We start from the raw sequence: 25,240 nt of genomic DNA on the forward strand, positions 1-25,240 counted from the left end.
TCCCTGTCGCTCGTGACGCTGTTCCTGCTCAGCATCATGGTGTTCCTGGGTGGCCAGGTGCTGCCCGGCAATGTCGGGCGCGCGATCCTTGGGCCGTTTGCCGACCAGCGCGCGGTCGATGCGCTCAATCACACGCTCGGCGTCGATCGCCCGCTGCTCACCCAATATGCGACCTGGATCTGGAATTTTATCCGCGGCGACATGGGCACGTCCTACATCTTCCGCTCGCCGGTTGCGCCGTTTGTCATCAACGCTTTGGGCAATTCGATGAAGCTGGCGGCGGTCGCCTTCGTGCTGGTGGTGCCGATCGGCATCCTCGGCGGCGTCGTGGCAGCGCTCAACCTCAACCGCCCGCTCGACCGCATCATCAGCCTTGGCGGCCTATCGGTGACGGTGCTGCCGGAGTTCGTCACCGGCATCATCCTGATCCTGATCTTTGGCGTGTGGCTGCGCTGGCTGCCGATCTCGGCGGCATGGCCGAAGGATGCCGGCTTCTTCACCCAACTATATTACCTGATCCTGCCGTCGCTGCCGCTGTTCCTGGTGCTGTTCGGCTATATCGCGCGCATGGCGCGCTCCGGCATGATCGAAGCACTCGATTCCGACTATACAAGAACGGCGGTGCTCAAGGGCCTGCCCTGGCGCACCGTGATCTGGCGCCATGTGCTGCGCAATGCGCTGCTGCCGACCATCACCGTCATCGCCACGCAGACCGGCTATCTCATCGGCGGCCTGGTGGTGATCGAGACGCTGTTCCGCTACCAGGGCATCGGTTCTCTGATCTTCACCGCCGCGCGCGGCAAGGACTTTCCGATGCTGGAATCCGGCATCCTCACCATCGGCATCGTCTATGCCGTGGCGACACTGATCGCCGACTTCCTCTATTCCGTGCTCAATCCGCGCATCCGGCTGGGGTCAGATCAATGAGCGTCGTCCAGACCACCTCTCCGCCACAAGACGACACGCGCCGGCGCAGCCCCATGGCGGAGGTTTTTTTCTCCCTGCTGCGCTCGCGAACCTTCCTCGTCGGCCTTTTCATCGTGCTGTTCTGGGTCGCCTGCGCGCTGTTCGGCGAACATTTTGCGCCCTACGACCCGCTTGCCGACGACATCATCAACGCGCTGGCACCACCCTCGCGAGACCACTGGTTCGGCACCGACCAGATCGGCCGCGACGTCTTCTCGCGCGTCATCGTCGGCTCGCGCGATATCCTCACCGTCGCCCCGCTGGCGACGCTGCTGGCGACGGTGGCTGGTACGGCACTTGGCCTGCTCACCGGCTATTTCCGCGGCATCGTCGACGATGTCGTCAGCCGCATCCTGGAAGCGTTCATGGCCATTCCCGTGGTCATTGTCGCGCTGCTCGCCATCGTCGCGCTCGGCACCTCCAAGACCACCGTCATCGTCGTCATTGGGCTGAGCTTCGCGCCGATCATCGCACGCACCGTGCGCTCGGCGGTGCTGGCCGAGCGCGAACTCGATTATGTTGCGGCGGCGCAGCTGAGGCATGAGAGCGCGCTGCATACGATGTTCGTCGAGATCCTGCCCAACGTCATCCCGCCGATCCTGGTCGAGACCACCGTGCGGCTGGGTTACGCCATCTTCGCGGTTGCCACGCTCTCCTTCATGGGTTTTGGTATCCAGCCGCCCTCGCCCGACTGGGGGCTCTCGATCTCCAGCAATTACGGCATGATCGGCGGCGGCTTCTGGTGGACGGTGCTGTTCGACGCACTCGCCATCGCCTCGCTGGTGATCGGTGTCAACCTGGCCGCCGACGGCGTTCATGGAGCGCTCAATGACTAACTCCGCAAAGGCTGAAAACGCCCTCGAACTCAGCGATCTGTCGGTTGCCTACCGGGTGGCCGGACGCAACCGCGCCGTGCTGCGCAATCTCAGCCTCAACATCAGACAAGGCGAGGCCTACGGGTTGGTCGGCGAATCCGGCTGCGGCAAATCCACCGTAGCGCTCACCGTCGTGCGCTATCTGCCGAGGAACGGCTCGATATCCGGCGGCGCCATCTCGCTCGACGGCCAGGATGTCATGAAGCTCGATGCCGAGGCCTTGCGGCGCGCACGGGCCGAAAGCGTCTCGATGGTCTATCAGGATCCCGGCAAGGCGCTGAACCCGTCGATCCGCATCGGACGCCAGCTGACCGAGATCTTTGAACTTGCCGGCGTCACGGGCAAGGCGGCTGAGGATCGCGCCATCGCGATGCTCAACCGCGTGCGCATCTCCGATCCGCCAAGCGTCATGCAGCGCTACCCGCACCAGCTCTCCGGCGGCATGCAGCAGCGTGTGGCGATCGCCATGGCGCTGGCCAACGATCCCTCGATGCTGATCCTCGACGAGCCGACGACGGGCCTCGATGCGACGGTCGAAGCCGAGGTGCTCGACCTCATCGCGCAGTTGCGGCAAGAGCTCTCGGCCTCGATCCTGTTCATCAGCCACAACCTCGCCGTCGTCTCCAACATGTGCGACCGGGTCGGCGTGCTCTATGCCGGCATGCTGGTCGAGGAAGGCCCGACCGACGTCGTCTTCAACGATCCGCGCCATCCCTATACCGTAGCACTCCTGCGCTGCCTGCCGCGCGGCGGCCAGCGCAAGGACCAGGGCCGGCTCGACACCATTCCGGGTTTCCTGCCCGGCATTGGCGCTGACATCAAGGGTTGTGCCTTTGCCGACCGCTGTGCGCTCGCCGACGACCGCTGCCGCATCGAATTGCCGCCGCTCTATGATCTGAGTGACGAGCGCGGCAAACGCCTGTCGCGTTGCTTCCATCACGACAAGGCGCAGGCCCTGCCGCGCGCCACACCGAGCGATGTGGCGCTTGCGCCAAAGCCGGCAGTAGCACCGGTGTTACGTGTCGCCGGGCTGAACAAGACCTATGCCAGCCACGGCCATCCCTTGCGCGCGGTCAAGGATGTCTCGCTTGATCTACGGCCCGGCGAGACGCTGGGGCTGGTCGGCGAATCCGGCAGCGGCAAGACCACTTTCGCCAGGCTGCTGCTCGGCCTTGTGTCACCTGATGACGGCGGCACCATCGAGCTCGAGGGCAAGGCGCTGGCGCCGAAGCTGGAGAACCGTGGCGACGACCAGGTCAAGGCGATGCAGATCGTCTTCCAGAACCCGGACTCAGCGCTCAACCGCTCGCATTCGATCCGCCACATCCTCGGCCGCGCCTTGAAGCGGCTGGCCGGCCTCTCTGGCAAGGCGCAGGAGGCGCGCCTCGACGACCTCGTCCGCTCGGTTCGCCTCACCGACCGGCATCTGGCCGTCAAGCCGCGCCAGCTGTCGGGTGGGCTGAAGCAGCGCGTCGCCATCGCGCGGGCCTTCGCCGGCGATCCGCGCATCGTCGTCTGCGACGAGCCGACCTCGGCGCTCGACGTCTCCGTCCAGGCGGCAATCCTCAACCTGCTCGCCGACCTGCAATCCAAGGAAGACGTCAGCTACATCTTCATCTCGCATGACCTTGGCGTGGTGCGTTACCTCTCCGACAAGATCGCCGTGCTCTATCTCGGCCGCATCATGGAGCTCGGGCCATCGGAGGAAGTCTTTTCCGGTCCGCATCATCCCTATACCGAAGCCCTGCTGTCGGCCGTGCCCAAGCTCGACCAGACGGAAACGGCGCGCATTCGGCTCGACGGCGAGATCCCCAGCGCCACAAACCCGCCCACGGGCTGCGTCTTCAACACGCGCTGTCCGCGCAAGATCGGTCTGATCTGCGAGCAGCAAGAGCCGCCGCTGGCCGAGGCGCAGCCCGGACATTCGATCCGCTGCCACATCCCCTATGCGGAGCTGGCGAGGCTGCAGAAGGGGCTCGTGATCGAACCGGCATAGCAAGGCATCGCTGGCCGGTTACCTACGGCCGGCCATGCCTAGGGAGCGGTCGCCTTCCGAAAAACCCTGATCGCTGGTCCAGCCCTTGGCCAGCGAGCGCAAGCCTGTCAATGCGACTTCGAGGACATCCGACGAGACAGGATTGCTGGGATAGGCGAGATAGATCGGCCGCTGGAACATCGGCGCGTTGTCGATGCGCCGCATCTCGCCGCGCTCGATATGGCCGCTGACGGCGCTAAGCGGCAGATAGGCGGCCGCTTGCTGTGAAAGCACATGCTGCAGCCCGATGAACACCAGCCCGGCCGAAATGGCCGGCTTGACCATGCCGGCAAAGGCGCGGTCATGCTCGATGCGGAATTCCAGCCCCCAGTCCATCAGGATGTAGTTTTCGGTCCATGGCTTGGTCTGCGCGGCATGCTGGACCAGCACCACCTGATCGACGGCCAGCGTTTCATAGACGATGCCAGGATGCGGTCGTGGCAGATAGAGAATGCAGATGTCGAGCAGGCCTTCGGCCAGCTGGTCAATCGCCAGATCCGGAAAACTGCCTTCGAGCCGCAGCGCCACGTTCGGCCGTTCGGCGCGCATCCATTCGACCCATGGCGAGGTGATGCGCTCCCACAGATAGGCGGGAGCGGTCAGTCGCAGCAGGCTCTCATAGCCATCGGGAACAGCGATGTCCTGCCTCGATTGCTCCCAGGTGCGGGTGATGGAGGAGGCGTGCGGCAGGAACTGCCGGCCGGCCGGCGTCAGCGTGACGCCGTCGCGGTCACGCACGAAAAGCCGGCGCCCCAGCTGCTCCTCCAGCCCCCGGATCCGTGCACTGACGGTGGATTGCGCCAGGTTGAGCCGGCTGGCCGCGACGGTGAAGCTGCCATGTTCGGCAACCTCCAGGAAACTGCGCAGGTTTTCGGTATCCATGCTCACACCTTGCATCGAAAATTTCGATGGCCCCCAACAAAAAATATCGCTTTCCGGCCGCGATCAACAATGACCTAAATGGCCAATCCCCCAAGGGCAAGCGAGGAATGCAGCCATGCCAAGGCATTTCATGACGATTGACACTGCTCGCGAAAAACTCACCGCAATCGAAAATTCCGCTGTCGACGAATTGCTGGCCGGCAGGCTCGACCGCCGCGATTTCCTGCGCCATGGCAGCCTTCTCGGCCTTTCCCTGCCATTCCTGGGCAGCCTCGTGACGGCTGCCGGCCTCGGCACGCAAAAGGCCCGCGCCGAAGGCAAGCCGGGCGGCACAGTGCGCGCCGGCGTCGCCACGCCAGGCGGCGCCATCGATCCCGTCACCTATTATGACAGCGGCAGCTACCAGCTGGTTTTCCAGACCGCCGAATTCCTCTGCATCACGCAGCCCGATCTCACTTTGAAGCCGGTGCTGGCGGAAAGCTGGGCGCCGAACGCGGACGGCAGCGTGTGGACCTTCAAGCTGCGCAAGGGCGTGAAATTCCACAATGGCGAGGACTTCAAGGCCGATGATGTCGTCGCGACCTTCGACCGGCTGGCCGACCCCAATGGTGCCTCGAACGCGCTTTCGGTGTTCAAGGGCCTGCTGTCGAAGGGCGGCACGCAGAAAGTCGACGATCACACCGTCGCCTTCCATCTCGATGCGCCGAACGGCAGCTTTCCCTATTCGGTGTCGATCGACAATTACAACGCCGTCATCCTGCCGGCGAGCTACAAGGGCGACTACGAAAAGACCTTCGAGGGCACCGGCCCCTTCCGGCTGGAGAGCTACACGCCGAAGGTCGGCGCAACCTTCGTGCGCAATCCCGACTATTGGGGCGAGAAGGCGCTGCCGGATCGGCTCGAATTCAAGTTCTACGGCGACGTGCAGCCGCGCATCCTGGCGCTGCAGGCCGGCGAGGTCGACGTCCTCGATGCCGTGCCGCTCGATGTCAGCCAGGTGGTGCTGAATAGCCCCGACATCACGGTGTTGCGCGTCGCCTCGACCGCCCACCGCCAGCTGCACATGCGCTGCGACACCGGTCAGTTCACCGACAAGCGCGTGCGCCAGGCGCTGGCGCTCAGCATCGACCGCTCCAAGCTGGTCGACGGCCTGTGCCGCGGCATGGCGGCGACCGGCAATGACAGCCCGTTCGCGCCAGCCTTTCCCGCCACCGACAAGACGGTGCCGCAGCGCGTGCAGGACATCGCCAAGGCCAAGCAGTTGCTCGAGGCGGCAGGCCTTGCCAGCGGCTTCGACATCACGCTGACGACGCTGCGCTATTCCGACATTCCGGGCTACGCTCAGCTGTTCCAGAATTTCGCCAAGGAAATCGGCGCCCGCATCTCGCTCAACATCGAGGACCAGGACAAATATTACGGCAAGGCGGTGTTCGGCCAGTCGGACTGGCTGGACAGCCCGTTGGGGATCACCGACTACGCCCACCGCAGCGTGCCCAATGTCTTCCTCAAGAGCCCGCTGGTCAGCGACGGTCCGTGGAACGCGGCGCATTTCAAGAACCCTGCCTATGACGGCATGGTCACCAGTTACCTCAAGGCACTCGACATCGGTGCGCAGCGCGCGGCCGCGTCCGACATCCAGAAGCTGCTGCTCGACGAGACACCTGTGATCTTCAGCTATTTCCCGGATCTGCTGGTGCCGGTGCGCAAGAATGTCAGTGGCTTGCCGCCGATCGCCGCCGGGCTGCTGCTCGATCGCGTGTCGCTGGGATAGAGGCTGGATTGGACAATTCTGCTTTTCGGGCGGTGAGGCTATCGCTGGCAGGGCTGCGAAGAACGATGGGGGGCCATCGTTCGAGCCGCTCGATGCAAGGGAAACCCGCCGCCCGGAAACCCTTTCCGGCGCCATAGCTCAATCCAGGTTCATCTCGCTATGCGCCAACGCTCGATGACAAAAGAAAAGAAACGGGAGACTACCATTCGCAAGCCTCATTTGCGCGGTCGCGGACCGCATTTCCCCTTGCTCGACACCATCGTGCAGTATGAGTTCGAGCCGGGCTATGTCGCCTTCACCATGCCGATGCAGAAGCGGCTGCGCGTGCAGGTGGGATCGATGATCGTCGCCGATACGACCAAGGCGCTGGTGCTCTACGAATCCGACCATTTGCCGGTCTACTACTTCCCGATCAGCGACGTTCGCGAGGAATTCCTGCTGCCCAGCACCACGACGACCGAGAGCCCGTTCAAGGGCGTCGCCACCCATTATTCGCTGAACACCGGCATCACGCTGGTCGAGGATGCCGCCTGGCGTTATCTCGATCCGGTCAAGGGATCGCCGCTGTTGTCGGACTACATGTCCTTTTATTGGCCCAAGATGACGCACTGGTATGAGGAGGACGAGGAGATCTTCGTCCACGCCCGCGATCCATTCCGCCGGGTCGACTGCCTGCCCTCCTCGCGGCGGGTGCAGGTCATCCTCGACGGCGAGCAGGTTGCCGATTCACGTCGCGGCGTGTTCGTGTTCGAAACCGGCCATCCGGTGCGCCACTATCTGCCGATCGCGGACACGCGGCTCGATATGTTCGCGCCCAGCCGCTACATCTCGCGCTGCCCTTACAAGGGCATCTCCAGCTACTATCACGTGACGACGGCCAAGAAGCGGCACGAGAACCTCGTCTGGTATTATCCCGATCCGGTGCATGAGGCCGAGCGCATCAAGGGCCTGGTCTGCTTCCATCACGAACTGGTCGACAAGATCCTGGTCAACGGCGTCGAAATCCCGAAGGAATTCACGGCCGCGTCCAGCGGCTATTTCTGAGCTGTCACTGGCTGACTGCGTTCGAGTCACCCTTCGAGTTTTCGTTCGCCCGGGCCAGTGCTAGGCTGAGCCTTCGCGACGGACGATTGCTCATGACGACAGCACTTCATCTTGCGGCCCTGCCCTGGCTCGTCGCCCTGGCCGCTTTGCCGGTGCCGGCATTTGCCGAAAACGGTCCGGCTTTCGATCTCAAGCTCGACATCGACCAGGACGGCAAGATGGACCGGGCCATGGTTCTGTAGGAGCCCGGCGGACCGGCCGATCTGTATATTTACCTGGCAGCCGGTGAGGAGAAGCTCGATCCCTTGCGCCGGCCCGATTTCGTCAAGAAAGGGCTGACCGAAGACCGGGTCATTGACCTTGAAAGCAAGGGCAAGGGATCGCTGGCGATGACGTCCTGCTTCGGCTGCGGCGCCAGCAAGTCGACAGAAGACACGCTGACGATCGTCTATCGCCAAGGCCAATTCCTGGTCGGTGGCTACGGTCGCAGCTGGGATTGGAATCAACAGACATCCGATGGCGTCAAGACGACGGTTGGTGGCTGCGACATCAACTATCTCACCGGCAAGGGCACTGTCTCCAAGGACCTTGAGGACGGCAAGCCGATCAAGGGCGGGTTCAAGCCGGTGCCGCTCAAAGACTGGTCTACCGACAGGCGCCCTAAGGCGCGCGACTTCTAAGAGGTTGCTCGAAAGACCGCATAGGCAATAACCTCTTCGAAACGGGGAGGGCTATCGATGGATCTTTTCAAGCTGGGCGGCGATGTCGCGCTGGTTACCGGCGCCGGCAGCGGCATTGGCCAGGCAATCGCGATCGGACTGGCTGAGGCCGGCGCCAACGTCGCCTGTTTCGGTCATGCATCGAAGGGTGGGCTGGAGGAGACTGCGCAGCGGATCACGTCACTTGGCCGCAAGGCGCTGGTGTTGACCGGCACGGTCACCTCGGAGAAAGATCTCGCAGCAGCGATCGATCGCGCCGAGGCGGAGCTCGGTGTGCTGACCGTCGCCGTCAACAATGCCGGCATCGCCGGGTCGGAACCGGCCGAAACGATGTCGCTGAAGACATGGCAGAAGGTGCACGAGGTCAATGTCGCCGGCGTGTTCCTGTCCTGCCAGGCCGAGGCTCGCAAGATGCTGGCTCGACGCAAGGGCTCGATCATCAACATCGCCTCGATGTCGGGCACGATCGTCAATCGCGGGCTGACGCAGGCGCATTACAATTCCTCGAAAGCCGCCGTCATCCACATGTCGAAGAGCCTCGCCATGGAATGGGCCGATCGCGGCTTGCGCGTCAATGTCGTCAGCCCGGGCTACACGCTGACGCCGATGAACAAACGGCCGGAGGTCGCTGAGGAGATAAAGATCTTCAAGCGCGACACGCCAATGGGGCGCATGGCAACGCCGGAGGAAATGGTTGGGCCGACCGTGTTCCTGGCCAGCCGCGCATCGAGCTTCGTCACCGGCCTCGATCTGATCGTCGATGGCGGTTACGTCTGCTGGTAGGACCGCATCTGGCAGAACTTCGCCTGCAGTCTGAATTTGTGCGTTCCGCGCGGCTTAGTCGTTGCGTGAGATGAACGTTGGTATATATAATTTCATCCTATGAAACGGCTTGGCGAGATGGGGCTTGCCATGCCGACAGCCGAGATCATGGGACCTTGATGGCTTGCACCTTGCAGGGCGCCGCAAGACTGGCAATTGATCCGCAGATGATCGCTCCCGCAGCGATGCATCGGCAGCCATGACGCTGACGGTATATTCCATCCTCACGAGAATTGAGCACCATCTTGCCTGCGCTGGCCACGGCCAGGGCGATATATTGGGGCCGACGGCCTTGCGCAACAGCCAGCCTTTCCAACACAATCAAGAAAAGACGCAAGAAGGGAACGACCAATAACCGTCACAGCTTGAAGGAGAACCAAGCAATGCCACTTCGCAGTGTGATTTCGAAATTCTCAATGGGAGCACTGGCCCTTGCAGCGGCAAGCGCCATCACGCCGACGGCCCAAGCCGCAGCGCCTGAATCCAACGACCCGATCAAGATCGCGCTGTTCGACTGGACCAGTGTCAATCTCAACGCCAAGATCCTCGGCGGCATCCTGGAAAAGCTCGGCTACACCGTCGAGTATCCGACGGCCGACTACCTCTCCAGCCTGACCACTGGCCTGACCAATGGCGACCTCGATGTCGGCCTGGAGTTCTGGGACACGACCGCCGGCGAGGCGATGAAGGCGTCCGACGCGACCGGCCAGACAGAGCGCCTCGGCAAGCTTGGACCGAAGGCCAAGGAAGAATGGTGGTTTCCCGAATACATGAAGGAGAAATGCCCGACCTTGCCGGACTGGCATGCCTTGCTCGACGCCACATGCGCGGCGTCATTCTCGACGGCGGAGACCGCGCCGAAGGGGCGCTATCTCGGCGGCCCGGTGACCTGGGAAGGCTTTGACGACGAGCGCGTCGCGGCGCTGAAACTGCCCTTCACCGTGATCCATGCCGGCACCGATGCAGCGATGTTCGCGGAACTCGACTCCGCCTATCAGCGCAAGGCGCCGATCATGCTGTGGATCTATTCGCCGCACTGGGCGCCGGCCAAGTACAAGGGCGAGTGGGTGCAATTCCCCGAATACACGCCCGAATGCTACAACGACCCGAAATGGGGCGTGAACCCCGACGCCAAATATGACTGCGGCAAGCCGCATGGCGAGATCTGGAAATACTCCTGGAACGGTATGAAGGACAAATGGCCGGTCGCCTACAAGGTGGCGAAGGCCTTCACGATCGATACCGACGAGCTCAACAAGATGAGCGGCGAAATCGACCTTGACGGCAAGAAGCCGGAAGATGTCGCCGCCGCCTGGATCGCCGCGCACGAGGCCGACTGGAAAGCCTGGGCGCAGTGACCGTTCCGACTGGAAACGCGAGACCCGGCTGTTGATCGGCCGGGCCTCAAGTCTTGATGCTCCAGAAGGACGATTGGATGACGACTGAACAGGGATCGGCGCAACCGGGCACGGATAGCCGTCCGATAAAACTTGCATGCCGCAATGTCTGGAAACTGTTCGGAGCGAACGCGGCCAATTTCATCCGCGAGCGCGACGGCAAGGCCAGCATGGCCGATGTCACTGCTGCCGGACTGGTCGGCGCCGTGCGCGCCGTCGATCTCGAAATCCGTCAGGGCGAGATCTTCATCATCATGGGCCTGTCGGGATCCGGCAAGTCGACACTGGTGCGCTGCATGTCGAGGCTGGTCGAGCCGAGCCACGGCAAGGTCGAGTTCGAAGGCAAGGACCTGCTCAAGATTTCCGACGCGGCACTCATCGAATTGCGCCGCCATCGCATGGGCATGGTGTTCCAGAATTTCGCGCTCTTGCCGCATCTCAATGTTCTCGACAACATCGCCTTTCCGCTCGGCATCCAGGGGCAAAACCGAGCGACACGTGAGGCGCGGGCTCGCGAGGTCATCGAACTCGTCGGCCTGCGCGGCCGTGAGCATTTCTATCCCCGCGAATTGTCCGGCGGCCAGCAGCAGCGCGTCGGCATCGCCCGGAGTCTCGCGACGAAGCCGGAGATCTGGTTCCTCGACGAGCCGTTCTCCGCGCTCGATCCGCTGATCCGCCGTGAGATGCAGGACGAGTTGATGCGGCTGCAGACCATGCTGCACAAGACCATCGTCTTCATCACCCATGATTTCGACGAGGCCATAAGGCTCGCCGACCGCATCGCCATCATGAAGGATGGCGAGGTCATCCAGATCGGCACGCCGGAGGAACTGGTGGTCAATCCGGCGACCGACTATGTCGCCGAGTTCACCCGCGACGTCGACCGCGCCAAGGTGATTTCGGCGCGCAGCCTGATGCGCGCCTGCGATGGCGCCGAGCATGGCGGCACGGTTTCGCCCGATGCCAAGATCGCCAGCTTCTCGGCCAGCATCGTTTCCACCGGCAAGCCTTTCGCCGTGGTCAACGGCACCGGCAAGCCGATCGGCGAGGTGACGCCGCAAGCGGTCATCGACCTGCTGGCCGGCATCGAGAGAGCCGGCGCATGACGGTAACGGCAAGCGCCAGCGAGGCCAGGCCGCCGCTTCAGCGCTGGCTACTGGTCTGGGCGCTCGCCCTTGCCGCGGTGCTCACGGTGTTCTTGCTGCAGGACAGCGTCCCTTGGGCTGTCGACTATCCGGCCAGTGCCGTCGTGCCGGTCGCCGACGGGGTCAGCGCGCTGATGGGCTGGATCAAGTCGAACCTGTCGTGGCTGACGCGCTCGATCACCGCAGTGCTCGGCGTGCCGCTCGATTTCGCGCTCAATCTGCTCGCCAAGAACTTCAAGATCGGCCACGGCGCGGATGCCTATGTCTTGCCGCGCCTGTCCTGGGTCGGGGTGTGCGCTGCCGCCTTCCTCGCTGGCCATGCCGTGGGTGGTCGCAAACTCAGCCTGCTGGTCGGCGGCTGCTTCCTCTACATCGCGCTGTTCGGCCAATGGACCAGCGCCATGCTGACGCTGGCGCTAATCTCGATCGCCGTGCCGTTCTGCATCGTCACCGGCCTGCTCGCCGGCATCTGGGCCTGGCGCAAGCCGTGGGCAGAAAGGCTCATCGTCTCCCCTGCCCTTGATCTGATGCAGACGATCCCGACCTTCGCCTATCTCATCCCGATGCTGCTCCTGTTCGGCAACAGCCCGGTGTCGGCGATGATCGCCACCGCCATCTTCGCCACGCCGCCGATGGTGCGCGCGACGATGCTCGGCCTCGCCCGCGTGCCGCTGGAAATCGGCGAATTCAGCGACATGGCCGGCTGCACGGCGCGGCAGAAACTGTGGCGGGTGCTGCTGCCCTCGGCGCGGCCGACGCTGATGGTCGGCGTCAACCAGGTCATCATGCTGGCGCTCAACATGGTCATCATCGCCTCGATGATCGGCGCCGGCGGCCTCGGCTACGATGTGCTTCTGGCGCTGCGCGCGCTGAAGGTCGGCGAAGCGATGGAAGCCGGCCTCGCCATCGTCGCGCTGGCGATAGCGCTCGACCGGCTGAGCCAGGCCATCGCGCACAAGCAGGCGAAGGGCCATGTCCATCGGGAGCTGAACTCAAACTTCTGGCGGCGCTACCCCCATCTGACGCTGGCCATCGCCATCCTTGCCGTCACCACGCTGCTCGGCCTGTTCGTGCCGGCTTTCGCGGCGGTGCCGAAGGCGATCACCTTCACCACCGCGCCGCTGTGGAAGGCGGCAGTGAACTGGGTGACGATCAACTTCTTCGATGCTATCGAAGCCTTTCGCGTGGCGCTGATCCTCAATGTGCTCAACCCGATTCGAGCCTTCTGCGAAGGCTTTCCGTGGCTGGGCGCGGTGTTCCTGCTCGGCCTCGCCGGCTATCAGCTCTCAGGCCTCCGCCTGGCGGCCCTGGTCGCGGCGTTGACCGCCTTCTGCGCCATCACCGGCCTGTGGGAAAAGACCATGGCCACCGTCTATCTCTGCGGCATCTCGGCCTTCATCGCCTGCCTGATCGGCATCCCGATCGGGCTGATGGCAGCGCGCAGCGACCGCTTCGAGAAAACCGTCACGCCCATCATCGACACGCTGCAGGTGCTGCCATCCTTCTGCTTCATCATCCCGGTGGTGATGCTGTTCCGCGTCGGCGACGTCACCGCCATGATCGCAACGATAGCCTTCGCCGTGGTGCCGGCGATCCGCTACACCAATCACGGCATCCGCCAGGTGCCGCCGGCGCTGATCGAGGCGGCGAAGGTGTCGGGCTGCACGCCGCGCCAGACATTCTTCCGCGTGCAACTGCCGCTGGCGCTTCCCGAGATCATGCTCGGCGTCAACCAGACCATCCTGATGGCGCTGGCGATGATCATCATCTGCGCCATGGTCGGCACACGCGATCTCGGCCAGGAGGTGTTCATCGCGTTGTCCAAGGCCGATTCCGGCCGCGGCATCGTCGCCGGCCTGGCAATAGCCTTCATCGGCATCGTCGCCGACCGGCTGTTCAACGCCTGGACGGCGAAGGCGCGGGCAAGACTGGGATAGGCAGGACGATGCGCTGCGACTACTCCGCCGCGACGCCCTTCACTTCGAGATAGCTCTCCATGGAATCGTCCAGCGCCTGCAGCCAGGGCGTATGGTGTAGCGGCGCCATGGTGCCGGTCATCAGCGAGCGGTAGGCGTGATCGCGAAAACTCATAATGTCTTCCGCCTTGTGGTGTTCCCACTCCATGAAAGTCTGGTTGACCGCTTCGACATCGAAGCCGGGATAGTCGGTCTGGTCCATCAATTCCTTGGTGTAATCGCCCTGGAACCAGATCATCTGCTCGGCGTCTTCCAGCGTCTCTTCACGCGCTCGCCATTTGGCACCATGCGCGGCCATCGCCTCGGCCGAGGGCAGCTTGATGCGGCCCATGATGACGTCGCGGGCGAACCAGGCCTGCGCGTCGAACATGTTGAAGGTGTAGAACTGATCCTGCATGCCGATATAGGACAGTTTTGGATTCTTCTCCCAGACGACGCCTTCATAGAGATCGAGCGGCCACATGCGGTTGGCGGTCTTGAGCTTGAGGTCGTCGGTGAGGAAGGGGAAGGAATGGAGGTAGCCGGTGCACAGGATGATGGCGTCTACATCCTTGGTTGAGCCGTCCTTGAAGTGCGCGGTCTTGCCGACGACCTTCTGCAGCAGCGGCACCTCCTTCCAATTGTCAGGCCATTTGAAGCCCATCGGCTTCGAGCGGTAGCTGGAGGTGATGGATTTGGCGCCGTATTTGTAGCATTGCGAGCCGATGTCCTCGGCCGAATAGGAGCGGCCGATGATCAGGATATCCTTGCCCTTGAACTCCATGGCGTCGCGGAAATCATGGCTGTGCAGGATGCGGCCGTTGAAGGTGGAAAAGCCCTCGAAATAGGGAACGTTGGGCACCGAAAAATGCCCGGAAGCGACGACGACGTTGTCGAACTCTTCGGAGTAGGTGACGTCGTTGGTGCGGTCATGCGCGGTGACGGTGAATTTCTTGGTCTCGTCCGAGAAGGTGACCATGCGCACCGGGCTGTTGAAGCGCACCCATTTGCGCAGCCCTGATTTTTCGACGCGGCCCTTGATGTAATCCCACAGCACGGCGCGCGGCGGGTAGGAACCGATCGGCCGGCCGAAATGCTCCTCGAAAGAGTAGTCGGCGAATTCCAGACACTCCTTCGGTCCGTTCGACCAGAGGTAGCGGTACATCGAGCCGTGCACCGGATCGCCATGCTCGTCGAGGCCGGTGCGCCAGGTGTAGTTCCACAGGCCGCCCCAGTCCGACTGCTTTTCAAAACAGACGATTTCAGGAATGTCGGCGCCCTTGTCGGCAGCCGACTTGAAGGCCCTGAGCTGTGCCAGGCCGGACGGTCCGGCGCCGATGACGGCAACGCGAGTTTTCATTTCCAGGGCCTCCTCTTTTTGATTTCCCCAGCGAAACAAATTTCACTGACAGTGACACTAATTGGCCCTTCGGTGCTGTCAACAGACATCTGCGGGAACGGCGTTTGCGCGCAAAGGATTCCTGGCGAAAAACCTTCGCTGGCAGAATTCATGGGATCGGCAGGTGGGACTTAAGACGGCTTGCCGACGCCGCCTCGCTGCTGTATCGCCACCTCTGATGTTCACCTTGAGTGAAATAAATCCGCGACGTCCGGGGGCGACATGGCGAAAGACAGTTCCAATCCCAAGGCTGCCGGCGCCAAGCCAAAGGTCTCGGCCGACGGCAAGACCATCCGGGCACCGCTGACGCAGAATCCGCACGCCATCCGCGACACCCGCGAAAAAGTGCTGGAGGTGGCGATCGGCCGTGAGGTGCGGGCGTTCCGCAAGAAGCTCGGCATCACCGTCGCCGATCTCGCTGTCGCCACCGACATTTCGCTGGGCATGCTGTCGAAGATCGAGAACGGCATCACCTCGCCGTCGCTGACCACCTTGCAGGCGCTGTCGCGGGCGCTCGGCGTTCCCGTCACCGCCTTCTTCCGCCGCTTCGAGGAGGAGCGCAGTGCCGTCTTCGTCAAGGCCGGCGAAGGCCTCGATGTCGAGCGCCGCGGCACGCGCGCCGGCCACCAGTACAATCTGCTCGGCCATATCGGCTCGAACACCAGCGGCGTGGTGGTCGAGCCCTATCTGATCACGCTGACCGAGGATTCGGATGTCTTCCCGACCTTCCAGCATGAGGGCATGGAGTTTCTCTACATGCTGGAAGGCGAAGTCGTTTACCGGCACGGCAGCAACCTCTATCCGATGAAGCCCGGCGACAGCCTGTTCTTCGACGCCGACGCGCCGCACGGGCCGGAGCAACTGACGAAACTGCCGATGCGGTATTTGTCGATTATTTGCTACCCGCAGAACAGCGCGGGTTAGTCGGACCGCCGCAGCCCCCTCACCCGGATTGCCAAGACCGAATTGCGAAGGGCAATTCGGGGCAATCCGACCTCTCCCCGAGGGGAGAGGAGCTAGCGTTGGCGATCTCTTCTCCCCTCGGGAGAAGGTGGCCCGAAGGGCCGGATGAGGGGGCCTTGCTTCAATCCGGCCCAAACCCCGGCGATGTCGCGCTCCCATCATCCAGCTTCGACAGCCATTCGACCAGCGTCGGCCTATACCGAGTTAGGCCCTTGTAGGTGGCGAGTTCCTCCGGCAGGTCGCGGATGACGCGGTGCAGGCGGCGTGCCCATTTCGGCTGCGTCACCAGTTCGTCCATCTTGATCAGATAGCAGCGGATCGGGAAGACGATGCCGTTCGAGCGCGGCAGCCGCCAGAAACTCTGCAATTCGACGCGCAGATGCACCTTGTCGCCGACATTCTCCGGCGTCACTGTGGTCCGGTCCGGACCCCATTTGTGATAATTTTCGGGGCTGGTGTCGAGGCGCGGATTGATGGTCATCGTCCAGTTCAGGCGCCGCGCCGGCTTGCCTTGCTGGATGTTGGTGAGGAATTTCAGCGCCCTGACGAAAATGCCCTTCTCATGCGCCAGCGGCACCGGCGCGTGCCACTCGAAGAAGTTCATGCCAATGTCGAAATCGAGCGACCAGTCGGCTTGGGTGGTGACCATGCCGGCATCCATCCACAGATTACCGTCGCGCTGGTCGAGTATGCAGAAATCGCCCTGGCTCTGGCGGGTGATGTATTCCATCGGCCCGTAAGGCAGCGTCGAGGTGTCGCCGAAGGTGAAGGTGTCGTCGATGCCGAGGGGCCGGTTGATCCAGCGCCAGCGGTCGCCGTCGCGGGTCAGCGTAAAATGCTCGGGATAGCCCAGCGCCTGCTGCTCCATCAGAAGTTCGAGCAGGTCCCAGCCGGCCAAGGTCATGTGCGGCAGCGACTGGCAGCGCAGCGGGTCCTCGGCCAGCACCAGAGCGCGGTCCTGCATCTCGGCGACATAATGCTCGTCGACGTCGATCAGGTTTTCCAGCACGCTGCCCTTCGGGCCGACGACATGCGGCTCGATGTTGACCGCATACATGTAGGCGTCTTCATGGAACGGGAACGGGAAGCGCCTGATGTGCTCCGGGCTGTTCCTGAAGGTGAAATCGTCGCGGAACGTTTCCTTGCGAAAGGTGATGCCCATGATTTCCTCCTACCGCTCCAGCACCAGCGACCGGCCTTCGAAGCGCGAGACGCACGGCATGATCTTGCAGCCGGAGCGATGGTCTTCCTCGCTCAGCCAGTGGTCGTTGTGGATGAACTTGCCATCGTATGAGATGACGTTGGTTTCGCACTGGCCGCAGACGCCGCCGCGGCAGAGATAGGGCGGATCGACGCCGGCCGCCTCGATGGCTTCGAGCAGGCTCTGCTGCTCGCCGACGCGGATCGACTTGCCGCTGACGGCTAAAGTCACGTCGAAGGGCAGGCCGGGCTGGGGTGCAGCGAAATGCTCGAAATGCACGGCCTCCGATGGCCAGCCCAAGCTTGCCGCGCGGTCGCGCACCCAGTTGATCATCCCGGCCGGGCCGCAAACATAGAGATGCGTGCCGAGCGGCTGCGTCGACAGCAAGCGGTCGAGATCGATGCTCTCGTCACGGTCGTCGTGATAGAGCCTGATGCGCCTGTCGTAGCGCTCCCGCAGCACGTCGGCATAGGTGCCGAGCGAGGCGGTGCGGCAGGTGTAGTGCAGTTCGAAATTACCGCCCTCCCCCGCCAGTTGCGCGGTCTGCGCCATGAAGGGGGTGATGCCTATGCCGCCGGCGAGCATCAGGTGTTTTTTTGCCCTGAGATCGAGCGAGAACAGATTGACCGGATAGCTGATCACCATCTCGAGGCCCGGCTTGACGGACCTGTGCATGAACAGCGAGCCGCCGCGGCCGACATCGTCGCGACGCACCGAGATGGTGTATTCGCGCGTGTCGAGCGGCGAGCCCATCAGCGAATAGGGATTGAGCCGGGTGCGGTCGCCGTCGCGCATCTCAACCACGACATGGGCGCCGCCGGAAAAGGTCGGCAAAAGCTCGCCGTCGCGCCGGCGGAAATGGAAGCGTGTGACCAGCTCGTTGACCGGAACGACGTCGCTGACGACGACATCGAGTTTGGTGGTGCCAGTGCTCATGGGGAGGCCTCCTCCATTGGAGGAATCTCCGAGCGATCCTCGGCATTGATGCAGACACCCTGGAAGGCAGCGAGGCGCCGGGAATAATGATCGCGCACCAGAAGCAGCAGGCCGCAATGCGAACAGGTGGCCGGCTGTGTCGTCACGTTCTCGGTGATGCCCTTGCAGTGCACGCATTGCATGCGCCGCGCCAGCGAGCCGCGATGTTCTGTCTGCATCGAGGTGTGGTCTATGCCGGCTTCGAGCGCCACCTGCATCGCCTGCCCGATCAGACCTTCGGTGCCGGCAAGGTAGAGGCGCAAGCCCATATGCGCGTTGCTCAGCGTCTGCTTCAGGCGCGGCAGCAGGCTGGCGAAGGACGGCGCCTGATGAAACTGCGCCGGCTTCAGCGCTTCGAGAGCTGCGACATGCTTGCCGTCGGGACCGGGAATGAAGACGATCTCAGCCCCGTCGAAGAAACCAGGCGGAGCCACCCTGGCCATGTCAAGGATGGCCAGCGCGCCTTCCGCATCCGCCACGAAAAGATGGTGCTTACCGGGCTGCGGAGACAGGGTTCCGTAGATGGGCCGGCTGATGATGGTCTTGGCTGCCATTCTCGCTTTGTGCCTTAAAATCCCTCGCTGTTGATGATGCCTCAACCCTTGGCGGTACGCTTGGTCTTTTTGGGATCGTCGAACGGCAGTGGCTGCGCCGTCGCCTTGATCGAGCCGCTCTTGTTGCGGATTTCGAGCTTGGTGTCCTTGACGGCGCAGTCGACGTCGAGGCGGGCGATGCCCATCGATTTCTTGACCAGTGGCGAATACATGGCGCAGGTCACCACGCCGACCTTTTTGCCGCCGCGATAGACAGGTGCGCCCTCGTCGGCCGGCTCCTTGCCGTCGAGCAGCACGCCATAGATCTTGAAGCGCTCCTTGCCCTTCAGCCGGTAGTGCTCCTCGGCGCCGCGAAAACCGGTCTTGCCGGGGCTGACGGTGAAGTCGAGGCCGAGTTCCCACAACGTGTCGCCAGGGCCTTCATTCTCGAACGGATATTTTTGCGAATTGTCGTAGGGATAGAACAGCAGATAACTTTCGACGCGCAGCATATCGAGCGTGGTGAAGCGGCACGGGATGATGCCGGCGCTCTTGCCCTCGTCGAGAATCCTGTCCCAGATCGTGCCGGCATCCTGGCCGCGGCAGAAGATCTCGTAGCCGCGCTCGCCGGTGTAGCCGGTGCGCGAGATCATGACGGGGAAGCCGAACAGCTGCGTCTGCATGTGATGGAAATAATTGAGGTCGCGAATCCCCGGCACGTGCTTGGCCAGATAATCGACCGCGGTCGGCCCCTGCAGCGACAGATCATGCAGATTATCGTCGAAGCGTAGCGACACGTCCCTGCCCATCGCAGCGCGCTGCAATTCCTCATGGCCGGTGCCCGAACCATGCACCACCATCCAGGCGTTCGGGCCGGTGCGGTAGAGGATGCAGTCGTCGGTGAATTTTCCCGCCTCGTTCAGCATGCAGGCATAGGCCGACTTGCCCGGATATATCTTTTCCACGTCGCGCGTGGTGGCGAGATCGATGAGATGCGAGGCATGCGGCCCGGTGATGTGGACCTTCTTCAGGCCCGACACATCCATCAGCCCGGCCTTGGTGCGGATAGCAATGTACTCTTCGTCAGCGTCCTTGTCGTAGGTCCAGGCGGTGCCCATGCCGCTCCAGTCTTCGAGCTTCGAACCCAGCGCGCGGTGGCGGTCCGCCAGGGTCGAAAATCTCCAGGATGCCGTCATCCGCTCGTCCTCCGTTCAAAAATCCATTGTTCCCTGCTCCTTGGCTCGGAGGCCGGAGCTTTGGCTTGAATAATGATCGCAAACGTGAGGGAGCCGCAATCCCCTGAAAGCAAATAATTTCATTGTCAGGCAAAATTGCCCGCTCCGAGCAAACGGTTAACTCAACGTAAATTCGTCTTGACAATTGCCGGAAACGGTCTGAATTTATGAAAAAAATTTCACTCTCTTGAAAGAGAGCGGCGCACGGTGGATTCGGAACCGGACGTCGGAAAAAAGGGGAAAACCGATGTCAGACCTGCAGCAGCGCATCGAAGCGCTGTATCGCTCCGACTTGCGCGGATCCGCGTTGCTGATCATCTGCCTGTGGGCGACGATCCTCTTCGTCCTCTTCATGACATGGCCGTACATTCCAGACAGCGGCATCAAGGCCGTCGTCGCAATTGCCGCCGCCGCCGTGCTGATCTTCAACACTGCCGCGATCCTGGCGATGGTCAAACACTACAAGGAAGACAAGGACTTCATCTACGGGCTCGACATCAAGAATGCCGACGCGGCCCGCAACCGCAACTCCTGAGGGGTCAAGAACATGCCGCGCTACACGCCGCCGGAGCAGAGCAAGGCCGGCCAGGTTTTCGATATCGTCGTCGTGGTGGTCGCCATCTTCGTGGCGCTGTGGCTGCCGCTGAAGCTTGGCCTTGCCGGAGCCGCCAAATCCATCGACGCGCTCGACGCCAAGACCTGGGAAGCGCTTGGCCAGAACCCGACCATGGCCGCGATCTGGGAGAAGCTCGGCTACACGCCCGAGACCGCGCATGACGTCATCCAGAACCGCTTCCACTATGTCATCGACTGGCCGACGCTGATCATCATGGCGGCGGTGCTGATCGGCTATTTCGTCTTCCTGTTTCGCGCATCCGACCGCGAATACCGCGACGTCATCAACGAAAAGTTCGACGACAAGTAAGAGTTCCGAAGACAGGCAATCGGGAGACGCACCATGTGGATTTCACTTTCTTACGCATGCTGGGGCATCTCGGTCGTGCTCGCTTTGTGGATGCTCTACGACTGGTTCAAGGTCGACACGACCTATTCCGAGGACGTTCTGACCTCGTCGCGTGAAGGCGAGCTTGAGGCCGTTTCCGAAAAACACCGGATCTGAGTGGGGATTGAACAATGACGGTCGCGGTTGAAACGGCGGGTTCGGTAACAAATGGCGACAGGGTCTCGCTGCTGCGGGTGCTCGGCCCCGCCCATGTCTGGGCGCTCGGCGTCGGCATCGTTCTGGTCGGCGAATTCACCGGCTGGAATTTTTCCGCCGACAAGGGCGGCGCGCTGGCCGCGCTGATCGTCTGCTGGATCGTCGGGCTGCTCTACACCTCGGTCGCCATGATCGATTCCGAGGTGACGTCGACGGTCGCCGCCGCCGGCGGCCAGTATGCGCAGGCCAAGCACATCGTCGGACCGCTGATGGCCTTCAATGTCGCGCTGTTCCTGGTGTTCGCCTACACGATGCTGGAGGTTTCGGACGCGATCCTGCTCGGCGACACGATCGTTGCCAAGGCCGGCGTCGAAGGGCTCACCCACAATTCGTTCATCGCCGCCACCATCGTGGTGCTGGCCTGGCTCAACTATCGCGGCGTGCTGATGACGCTCAACGTCAATTTCGTCATCACGGCAATCGCCTATATCTCGATCGTCATCCTGTTCTTCTCGGTAAGCCCGTGGACGCAAGGGGCGGTGTTGAAGCTCAATGAGCTGGTTACGCCGGGCAATGCGCTCCCCTATGGCTGGATCGGCGTCATCGCCGCCTTCCAGTTTGGCATCTGGTACTATCTCGGCATCGAGGGCACCACGCAGGCCGCCGAGGAAGTGCGCTCGCCGGCCCGCTCCCTGCCCTATGGCACGATGGCCGGCATGATCACGCTTCTGATCGCCGCCGCCATGACCTGGTACGTCTGCGCCTCGCTGATGCCCTGGGAATATCTCGGCATCACCTATTACCCGCTGTGGGACGCCGGCAAGCTGACCGGCAGCCCGCTGCTGGAAAATCTGTTGTTCATCGCCACGCTGCTGGCGGCGCTGGCCTCGGCCAATGGCTGCATCAACGACGCAGCACGCGCCTGGTTCTCGCTTGGCCGCGACCGCTATCTGCCGAGTTGGTTCTCTGCGGTGCATCCGAAATACCGCACGCCTTACCGTTCGATCCTGTTCCTGCTGCCGATAGCGCTCGCCTTCGCCTTCATCGCCGACCTCAATCAGGCGATCACCTTCTCGATCCTGTCGGGCGTGCTGCAATACACCTTCATGAGCATCAACATCATGATGTTCCGCAAGAAGTGGCCGCTCGGCACGATCCGCCGCGGCTACACGCACCCCTTCCATCCGCTGCCGGCGATCGTGCTGTTCTGCCTGTGCGTGGTCACCTTCTTCGCCATCTTCCTCGGCTTTGGCTCGCAGCTGATCGCGATGACCATCTTCTATTTCCTGATCTCGCTGTGGTTCCATTTCTACCGCTACAAATTCGTGCGGCGCGGCGACCAGTTCACCATGCCGTGGCCGAAACCGCAGGGCTATTGATGGGAGACGGCCCGCCCCGATCCTTGGCGGGCCGGACATGACAAAATGTCCGAAGTGACATCAGCACTGCTTGTCGGGGGCATTGTCCTGGCTCTCGCCCTTCACCTTGCGTGGCTGGCGCGCCGCAGCCGCAACAGGGCATTAGTGGCGCTCGCCGCCGACGCGGCCGGCATCCGCACCGTCATTGCCGACGCCGCTGATGTTTCGGACGGCACCGCCGGCGTCGTCACCTGGGAAGGCTCGTGGAACGGCCAACGCGTTCAGCTGCGAACCATCGTCGATACGCTGGCGACACGAAAACTCCCGGCCCGCTGGCTCAGCGTTTCGATCACCGAAAAGGTCGCTGTGCCAGCCACGTTCGACATGATGATGCGGCCGGGCTCGCCGACGACCTTCTCCAATTTCGACCATCTCCAGCATACGCTGCCCAAGGCGCCCGGCTTTCCCGCCGAGGCGGTGCTGCGGACCGACCGCCGAGGCACGCGTTTCCCGCAAGGCATCATCGCCGACCATCTGGAGCCCTTTTCGGAGGGGCGCGCCAAGGAATTGCTGATCACCCCAAACGGCGTGCGCATCGTCTGGCTGCTGGCCGAGGCCGAGCGGGCGCGTTACGGCGTTTTCCGGCAGGCCGCGTTTGGCGACGCGCAGATCGATCCGGCGCTGATCCAACGGCTGCTCGTATCCCTCTCGGCGCTGCGCGACGCCATCAACCAAAGCGAACGGCAAGCCGCATGACCAGTTCAGACACCTCGCCCGCACCGGCAAACCCGTATCTCGTCCTGGGCGCCGCAATCGTGCTGCCAGGCAGCGGACATGTCATTCTGGGTGTGCCGGTGCGTGGCCTGCAGTTTCTATTCTTCATGGTGATCCTGGCCTGGGTCACCGCCAAGATCGCGCCGGCAGACGCCAGCTTCATCGGCCGTCATGCCGGCGGCTTCTTGATCTATGCGCTATCGATCCTCGACGCCTACAAGCTCGCCCGCATCCGCCATGCCCGGTGGGTTCACAATGCCGCGCGAGACAGCGATAATTCGGACGGCGGCATCACGCCGCATAGGTAACTACAGGAAAATTTTTTTCATGTGATTGAATTCGTGCAACGCATTCGGTACATCATCTCTTAGCTACAAACGCCGGGAGGCTGACATGTGTGGAATTGTCGGACTGTTTTTGAAAGACAAGTCGCTGGAGCCAAAGCTCGGCGCGATGCTGTCGGAGATGCTGGTCTCGCTCAGCGATCGCGGCCCCGACAGTGCTGGCATCGCCATCTATGGCGCCCCTTCCAAGAACGAAGCCAAGATCACCATCCAGTCGGCGAAACCCGCGCGTGATTTTCGCGACCTCGATACCGAGCTTGCCAAGGCGCTCGGTGTGCCGGTGAGCATTGCGGTGAAGTCGACCCATGCCGTCGTCAGGACCAGCCCTGACAGGATCGATGAGGCCCGCGAGACCATCCAGGCGCTGCGTCCCGACATCCGCATCATGGGCGCCGGCGATGTCGTCGAGATCTACAAGGAAGTCGGCCTGCCGGAAGCGGTCGTCGATCGCTTCGACGTCCGCAAGATGACCGGCACGCATGGCATCGGCCATACCCGCATGGCAACGGAATCGGCGGTGACGACGATGGGCGCGCATCCGTTCTCGACCGGCGCCGACCAGTGCCTGGTGCACAATGGCTCGCTCTCCAACCACAACAATGTCCGCCGCGAGCTGATCCGCGAGGGCATGAAATTCGAGACCGAGAACGATACTGAAGTCGCGGCCGCCTACCTCTCCTCGCAGATGGCGCATGGCAAGAATCTCGGCGAGGCGCTGGAAGGCACGCTCTCCGACCTCGACGGCTTCTTCACCTTCGTCGTCGGCACCAAGAACGGTTTTGGCGTGGTGCGCGACCCGATCGCCTGCAAGCCCGCCGTCATGGCCGAGACCGACCAGTATGTCGCCTTCGGCTCGGAATATCGCGCGCTGACCAAACTGCCCGGCATAGACAATGCGAGGGTCTGGGAACCGGAACCCGCAACCGTCTATTTCTGGGAGCATTGAGTTCATGCCGGCAACCAAACTTTCAAAGGCGGCGACGCACGACCACGCCTCTCGTATCTTCGATCTCGATGTGTCGTCGCTGCGCGAGCTCAACCAGGCGCTGCACAATCTGACGCCCGGTTCCAATGAAACAGCATGGGAAGTGCTGCACCCGAAGGGCAGCCATTCGGTCGCCGTCGGCGTCGACCAGCCTGTCTCCATCGATGTGCGCGGCAGCGTCGGCTACTACTGTGGCGGCATGAATTCCGGCAGCACCATTACCGTGCATGGCTCGGCCGGACCCGGCGTCGGCGAGAACATGATGTCGGGCTCGATCACGATCAAAGGCGACGCCAGCCAATATGCCGGCGCCACCGGCAAGGGTGGTCTGCTGGTCATCGAGGGCAACGCCTCGTCGCGTTGCGGCATTTCGATGAAGGGCATCGACATCGTCGTGCACGGCAATATCGGCCACATGTCGGCCTTCATGGCGCAGTCGGGCAATCTGGTGGTGCTGGGCGATGCCGGCGATGCGCTCGGTGATTCCATCTACGAGGCGCGGCTGTTCGTGCGCGGCAAGGTCGACAGCCTGGGTGCCGACTGCATCGCCAAGGAGATGCGGCCCGAGCATCTGGAATTGCTGCAGGGCCTGCTCGACCGCTCCGGTGTCACCGGCGTCAAGCCGTCGGAGTTCAAGCGCTACGGCTCGGCGCGCACGCTCTACAATTTCAATATCGACAACGCCGACGCGTATTGAGGCAGC

Annotated in this window: 26 protein-coding genes; 20 read left to right on the plus strand and 6 right to left on the minus strand. The window is 62.7% G+C overall.

The features are described 5' to 3' along the window. The first annotated feature begins 36 nt into the window (after positions 1-36). The 3 genes from DBIPINDM_RS06985 to DBIPINDM_RS06995 are packed head-to-tail and all read left to right on the plus strand — an operon-like array spanning position 37 to position 3,837. Positions 37-927: an ABC transporter permease gene (locus DBIPINDM_RS06985; RefSeq protein ID WP_258589211.1), complete on the plus strand. Its 891-nt coding sequence runs from the start codon at positions 37-39 to the stop codon at positions 925-927. Continuing rightward, positions 924-1,802, plus strand: coding sequence for an ABC transporter permease (locus tag DBIPINDM_RS06990; protein ID WP_258585045.1), 879 nt, complete (start codon positions 924-926; stop codon positions 1,800-1,802). Before DBIPINDM_RS06985 ends, DBIPINDM_RS06990 begins: the two co-directional genes overlap by 4 nt. Then, positions 1,795-3,837: an ABC transporter ATP-binding protein gene (locus tag DBIPINDM_RS06995; RefSeq protein ID WP_258585046.1), complete on the plus strand. Its 2,043-nt coding sequence runs from the start codon at positions 1,795-1,797 to the stop codon at positions 3,835-3,837. The genes DBIPINDM_RS06990 and DBIPINDM_RS06995 overlap by 8 nt, the downstream gene beginning before the upstream one ends. Before the next feature lie 18 nt (positions 3,838-3,855). Here the strand turns inward: DBIPINDM_RS06995 and DBIPINDM_RS07000 are convergent, their stop codons facing one another. Continuing rightward, positions 3,856-4,758 (minus strand): LysR family transcriptional regulator, encoded by a 903-nt coding sequence (locus DBIPINDM_RS07000; RefSeq protein WP_258585047.1) that lies wholly within the window; start codon positions 4,756-4,758, stop codon positions 3,856-3,858. A gap of 115 nt (positions 4,759-4,873) precedes the next feature. Here DBIPINDM_RS07000 and DBIPINDM_RS07005 point away from each other — a divergent pair, with 115 nt between their 5' ends. From DBIPINDM_RS07005 to DBIPINDM_RS07040, 8 genes are all read left to right on the plus strand, one after another. Then, positions 4,874-6,529 carry an ABC transporter substrate-binding protein gene (locus tag DBIPINDM_RS07005; protein WP_258585048.1) on the plus strand — a complete coding sequence of 552 codons (1,656 nt, stop codon included), beginning with the start codon at positions 4,874-4,876 and terminating at the stop codon, positions 6,527-6,529. A gap of 246 nt (positions 6,530-6,775) precedes the next feature. Further along, on the plus strand, positions 6,776-7,573 hold the full coding sequence (locus DBIPINDM_RS07010; protein ID WP_258585049.1) for a DUF427 domain-containing protein: 798 nt from the start codon (positions 6,776-6,778) through the stop codon (positions 7,571-7,573). Positions 7,574-7,665: 92 nt separating this feature from the next. Continuing rightward, the gene (locus DBIPINDM_RS07015) at positions 7,666-7,815 is read left to right on the plus strand and encodes a hypothetical protein (protein ID WP_258585050.1); all 150 of its coding nucleotides are present in this window, start codon (positions 7,666-7,668) and stop codon (positions 7,813-7,815) included. Between the two features lie 63 nt (positions 7,816-7,878). Next, on the plus strand, positions 7,879-8,253 hold the full coding sequence (locus DBIPINDM_RS07020) for a hypothetical protein (protein ID WP_258585051.1): 375 nt from the start codon (positions 7,879-7,881) through the stop codon (positions 8,251-8,253). Positions 8,254-8,310: 57 nt separating this feature from the next. Further along, positions 8,311-9,075 carry an SDR family oxidoreductase gene (locus DBIPINDM_RS07025; protein ID WP_258585052.1) on the plus strand — a complete coding sequence of 255 codons (765 nt, stop codon included), beginning with the start codon at positions 8,311-8,313 and terminating at the stop codon, positions 9,073-9,075. Between the two features lie 422 nt (positions 9,076-9,497). Continuing rightward, the gene (locus DBIPINDM_RS07030) at positions 9,498-10,472 is read left to right on the plus strand and encodes an ABC transporter substrate-binding protein (protein ID WP_258585053.1); all 975 of its coding nucleotides are present in this window, start codon (positions 9,498-9,500) and stop codon (positions 10,470-10,472) included. Positions 10,473-10,549: 77 nt separating this feature from the next. Next, a complete protein-coding gene (locus DBIPINDM_RS07035) occupies positions 10,550-11,617 on the plus strand; it encodes a quaternary amine ABC transporter ATP-binding protein (protein ID WP_258585054.1) in 1,068 nt (355 codons plus the stop codon). Beyond that, the gene (locus DBIPINDM_RS07040; RefSeq protein ID WP_258585055.1) at positions 11,614-13,593 is read left to right on the plus strand and encodes an ABC transporter permease; all 1,980 of its coding nucleotides are present in this window, start codon (positions 11,614-11,616) and stop codon (positions 13,591-13,593) included. Before DBIPINDM_RS07035 ends, DBIPINDM_RS07040 begins: the two co-directional genes overlap by 4 nt. Positions 13,594-13,612: 19 nt before the next feature. On the opposite strand, the gene DBIPINDM_RS07045 is transcribed toward DBIPINDM_RS07040, so the two are convergent. Then, a complete protein-coding gene (locus DBIPINDM_RS07045; RefSeq protein WP_258585056.1) occupies positions 13,613-14,971 on the minus strand; it encodes an NAD(P)-binding domain-containing protein in 1,359 nt (452 codons plus the stop codon). A 261-nt stretch (positions 14,972-15,232) separates the two neighbouring features. Between DBIPINDM_RS07045 and DBIPINDM_RS07050 the strand changes: the two genes are divergently transcribed. After that, positions 15,233-15,934: a helix-turn-helix domain-containing protein gene (locus DBIPINDM_RS07050; RefSeq protein ID WP_258585057.1), complete on the plus strand. Its 702-nt coding sequence runs from the start codon at positions 15,233-15,235 to the stop codon at positions 15,932-15,934. Between the two features lie 160 nt (positions 15,935-16,094). Here the strand turns inward: DBIPINDM_RS07050 and DBIPINDM_RS07055 are convergent, their stop codons facing one another. Genes DBIPINDM_RS07055 through DBIPINDM_RS07070 form a run of 4 tightly spaced genes read right to left on the minus strand, consistent with a single transcriptional unit; the run spans position 16,095 to position 19,878 of the window. Continuing rightward, on the minus strand, positions 16,095-17,135 hold the full coding sequence (locus tag DBIPINDM_RS07055; RefSeq protein WP_258585058.1) for a heme-dependent oxidative N-demethylase family protein: 1,041 nt from the start codon (positions 17,133-17,135) through the stop codon (positions 16,095-16,097). A 9-nt stretch (positions 17,136-17,144) separates the two neighbouring features. After that, positions 17,145-18,110: a PDR/VanB family oxidoreductase gene (locus DBIPINDM_RS07060; protein WP_258585059.1), complete on the minus strand. Its 966-nt coding sequence runs from the start codon at positions 18,108-18,110 to the stop codon at positions 17,145-17,147. Continuing rightward, the gene (locus DBIPINDM_RS07065; RefSeq protein ID WP_258585060.1) at positions 18,107-18,703 is read right to left on the minus strand and encodes a dimethylamine monooxygenase subunit DmmA family protein; all 597 of its coding nucleotides are present in this window, start codon (positions 18,701-18,703) and stop codon (positions 18,107-18,109) included. The genes DBIPINDM_RS07060 and DBIPINDM_RS07065 overlap by 4 nt, the downstream gene beginning before the upstream one ends. 41 nt (positions 18,704-18,744) lie before the next feature. Then, positions 18,745-19,878: an aminomethyltransferase family protein gene (locus DBIPINDM_RS07070; protein WP_258585061.1), complete on the minus strand. Its 1,134-nt coding sequence runs from the start codon at positions 19,876-19,878 to the stop codon at positions 18,745-18,747. A 286-nt stretch (positions 19,879-20,164) separates the two neighbouring features. Between DBIPINDM_RS07070 and DBIPINDM_RS07075 the strand changes: the two genes are divergently transcribed. From DBIPINDM_RS07075 to DBIPINDM_RS07110, 8 genes are all read left to right on the plus strand, one after another. Continuing rightward, complete coding sequence (locus tag DBIPINDM_RS07075; RefSeq protein WP_258585062.1) at positions 20,165-20,452, plus strand: hypothetical protein; 288 nt, start codon at positions 20,165-20,167, stop codon at positions 20,450-20,452. A gap of 12 nt (positions 20,453-20,464) precedes the next feature. Beyond that, positions 20,465-20,842: a hypothetical protein gene (locus tag DBIPINDM_RS07080; RefSeq protein WP_202355418.1), complete on the plus strand. Its 378-nt coding sequence runs from the start codon at positions 20,465-20,467 to the stop codon at positions 20,840-20,842. A 33-nt stretch (positions 20,843-20,875) separates the two neighbouring features. Then, a complete protein-coding gene (locus DBIPINDM_RS07085) occupies positions 20,876-21,037 on the plus strand; it encodes a hypothetical protein (protein WP_095198794.1) in 162 nt (53 codons plus the stop codon). A 14-nt stretch (positions 21,038-21,051) separates the two neighbouring features. Further along, the gene (locus DBIPINDM_RS07090) at positions 21,052-22,455 is read left to right on the plus strand and encodes an APC family permease (RefSeq protein WP_258585063.1); all 1,404 of its coding nucleotides are present in this window, start codon (positions 21,052-21,054) and stop codon (positions 22,453-22,455) included. A 45-nt stretch (positions 22,456-22,500) separates the two neighbouring features. After that, positions 22,501-23,190 carry a hypothetical protein gene (locus DBIPINDM_RS07095; protein WP_258585064.1) on the plus strand — a complete coding sequence of 230 codons (690 nt, stop codon included), beginning with the start codon at positions 22,501-22,503 and terminating at the stop codon, positions 23,188-23,190. Continuing rightward, a complete protein-coding gene (locus tag DBIPINDM_RS07100) occupies positions 23,187-23,516 on the plus strand; it encodes a hypothetical protein (protein ID WP_258585065.1) in 330 nt (109 codons plus the stop codon). Before DBIPINDM_RS07095 ends, DBIPINDM_RS07100 begins: the two co-directional genes overlap by 4 nt. 85 nt (positions 23,517-23,601) lie before the next feature. Next, positions 23,602-24,498, plus strand: a complete 897-nt coding sequence (locus DBIPINDM_RS07105) for a class II glutamine amidotransferase (RefSeq protein WP_258585066.1) — start codon at positions 23,602-23,604, stop codon at positions 24,496-24,498. Between the two features lie 4 nt (positions 24,499-24,502). Further along, on the plus strand, positions 24,503-25,234 hold the full coding sequence (locus DBIPINDM_RS07110) for a GXGXG domain-containing protein (protein ID WP_258585067.1): 732 nt from the start codon (positions 24,503-24,505) through the stop codon (positions 25,232-25,234). Positions 25,235-25,240 lie beyond the last annotated feature (6 nt).

It is taken from the genome of Mesorhizobium sp. AR02 (genome assembly GCF_024746835.1).
Classification (GTDB): domain Bacteria; phylum Pseudomonadota; class Alphaproteobacteria; order Rhizobiales; family Rhizobiaceae; genus Mesorhizobium.

Excerpts from the sequence above, each read along its gene's own strand:
- DBIPINDM_RS06985 (WP_258589211.1), top strand. The coding sequence starts at position 37 with ATGGTGTTCCTGGGTGGCCAGGTGCTGCCCGGCAATGTCGGGCGCGCG.
- DBIPINDM_RS06990 (WP_258585045.1), top strand. The coding sequence starts at position 924 with ATGAGCGTCGTCCAGACCACCTCTCCGCCACAAGACGACACGCGCCGG.
- DBIPINDM_RS06995 (WP_258585046.1), top strand. The coding sequence starts at position 1,795 with ATGACTAACTCCGCAAAGGCTGAAAACGCCCTCGAACTCAGCGATCTG.
- DBIPINDM_RS07000 (WP_258585047.1), bottom strand. The coding sequence starts at position 4,758 with ATGGATACCGAAAACCTGCGCAGTTTCCTGGAGGTTGCCGAACATGGC.
- DBIPINDM_RS07005 (WP_258585048.1), top strand. The coding sequence starts at position 4,874 with ATGCCAAGGCATTTCATGACGATTGACACTGCTCGCGAAAAACTCACC.
- DBIPINDM_RS07015 (WP_258585050.1), top strand. The coding sequence starts at position 7,666 with ATGACGACAGCACTTCATCTTGCGGCCCTGCCCTGGCTCGTCGCCCTG.
- DBIPINDM_RS07025 (WP_258585052.1), top strand. The coding sequence starts at position 8,311 with ATGGATCTTTTCAAGCTGGGCGGCGATGTCGCGCTGGTTACCGGCGCC.
- DBIPINDM_RS07030 (WP_258585053.1), top strand. The coding sequence starts at position 9,498 with ATGCCACTTCGCAGTGTGATTTCGAAATTCTCAATGGGAGCACTGGCC.
- DBIPINDM_RS07035 (WP_258585054.1), top strand. The coding sequence starts at position 10,550 with ATGACGACTGAACAGGGATCGGCGCAACCGGGCACGGATAGCCGTCCG.
- DBIPINDM_RS07040 (WP_258585055.1), top strand. The coding sequence starts at position 11,614 with ATGACGGTAACGGCAAGCGCCAGCGAGGCCAGGCCGCCGCTTCAGCGC.
- DBIPINDM_RS07045 (WP_258585056.1), bottom strand. The coding sequence starts at position 14,971 with ATGAAAACTCGCGTTGCCGTCATCGGCGCCGGACCGTCCGGCCTGGCA.
- DBIPINDM_RS07050 (WP_258585057.1), top strand. The coding sequence starts at position 15,233 with ATGGCGAAAGACAGTTCCAATCCCAAGGCTGCCGGCGCCAAGCCAAAG.
- DBIPINDM_RS07055 (WP_258585058.1), bottom strand. The coding sequence starts at position 17,135 with ATGGGCATCACCTTTCGCAAGGAAACGTTCCGCGACGATTTCACCTTC.
- DBIPINDM_RS07060 (WP_258585059.1), bottom strand. The coding sequence starts at position 18,110 with ATGAGCACTGGCACCACCAAACTCGATGTCGTCGTCAGCGACGTCGTT.
- DBIPINDM_RS07065 (WP_258585060.1), bottom strand. The coding sequence starts at position 18,703 with ATGGCAGCCAAGACCATCATCAGCCGGCCCATCTACGGAACCCTGTCT.
- DBIPINDM_RS07070 (WP_258585061.1), bottom strand. The coding sequence starts at position 19,878 with ATGACGGCATCCTGGAGATTTTCGACCCTGGCGGACCGCCACCGCGCG.
- DBIPINDM_RS07075 (WP_258585062.1), top strand. The coding sequence starts at position 20,165 with ATGTCAGACCTGCAGCAGCGCATCGAAGCGCTGTATCGCTCCGACTTG.
- DBIPINDM_RS07080 (WP_202355418.1), top strand. The coding sequence starts at position 20,465 with ATGCCGCGCTACACGCCGCCGGAGCAGAGCAAGGCCGGCCAGGTTTTC.
- DBIPINDM_RS07085 (WP_095198794.1), top strand. The coding sequence starts at position 20,876 with ATGTGGATTTCACTTTCTTACGCATGCTGGGGCATCTCGGTCGTGCTC.
- DBIPINDM_RS07090 (WP_258585063.1), top strand. The coding sequence starts at position 21,052 with ATGACGGTCGCGGTTGAAACGGCGGGTTCGGTAACAAATGGCGACAGG.
- DBIPINDM_RS07095 (WP_258585064.1), top strand. The coding sequence starts at position 22,501 with ATGTCCGAAGTGACATCAGCACTGCTTGTCGGGGGCATTGTCCTGGCT.
- DBIPINDM_RS07100 (WP_258585065.1), top strand. The coding sequence starts at position 23,187 with ATGACCAGTTCAGACACCTCGCCCGCACCGGCAAACCCGTATCTCGTC.
- DBIPINDM_RS07105 (WP_258585066.1), top strand. The coding sequence starts at position 23,602 with ATGTGTGGAATTGTCGGACTGTTTTTGAAAGACAAGTCGCTGGAGCCA.
- DBIPINDM_RS07110 (WP_258585067.1), top strand. The coding sequence starts at position 24,503 with ATGCCGGCAACCAAACTTTCAAAGGCGGCGACGCACGACCACGCCTCT.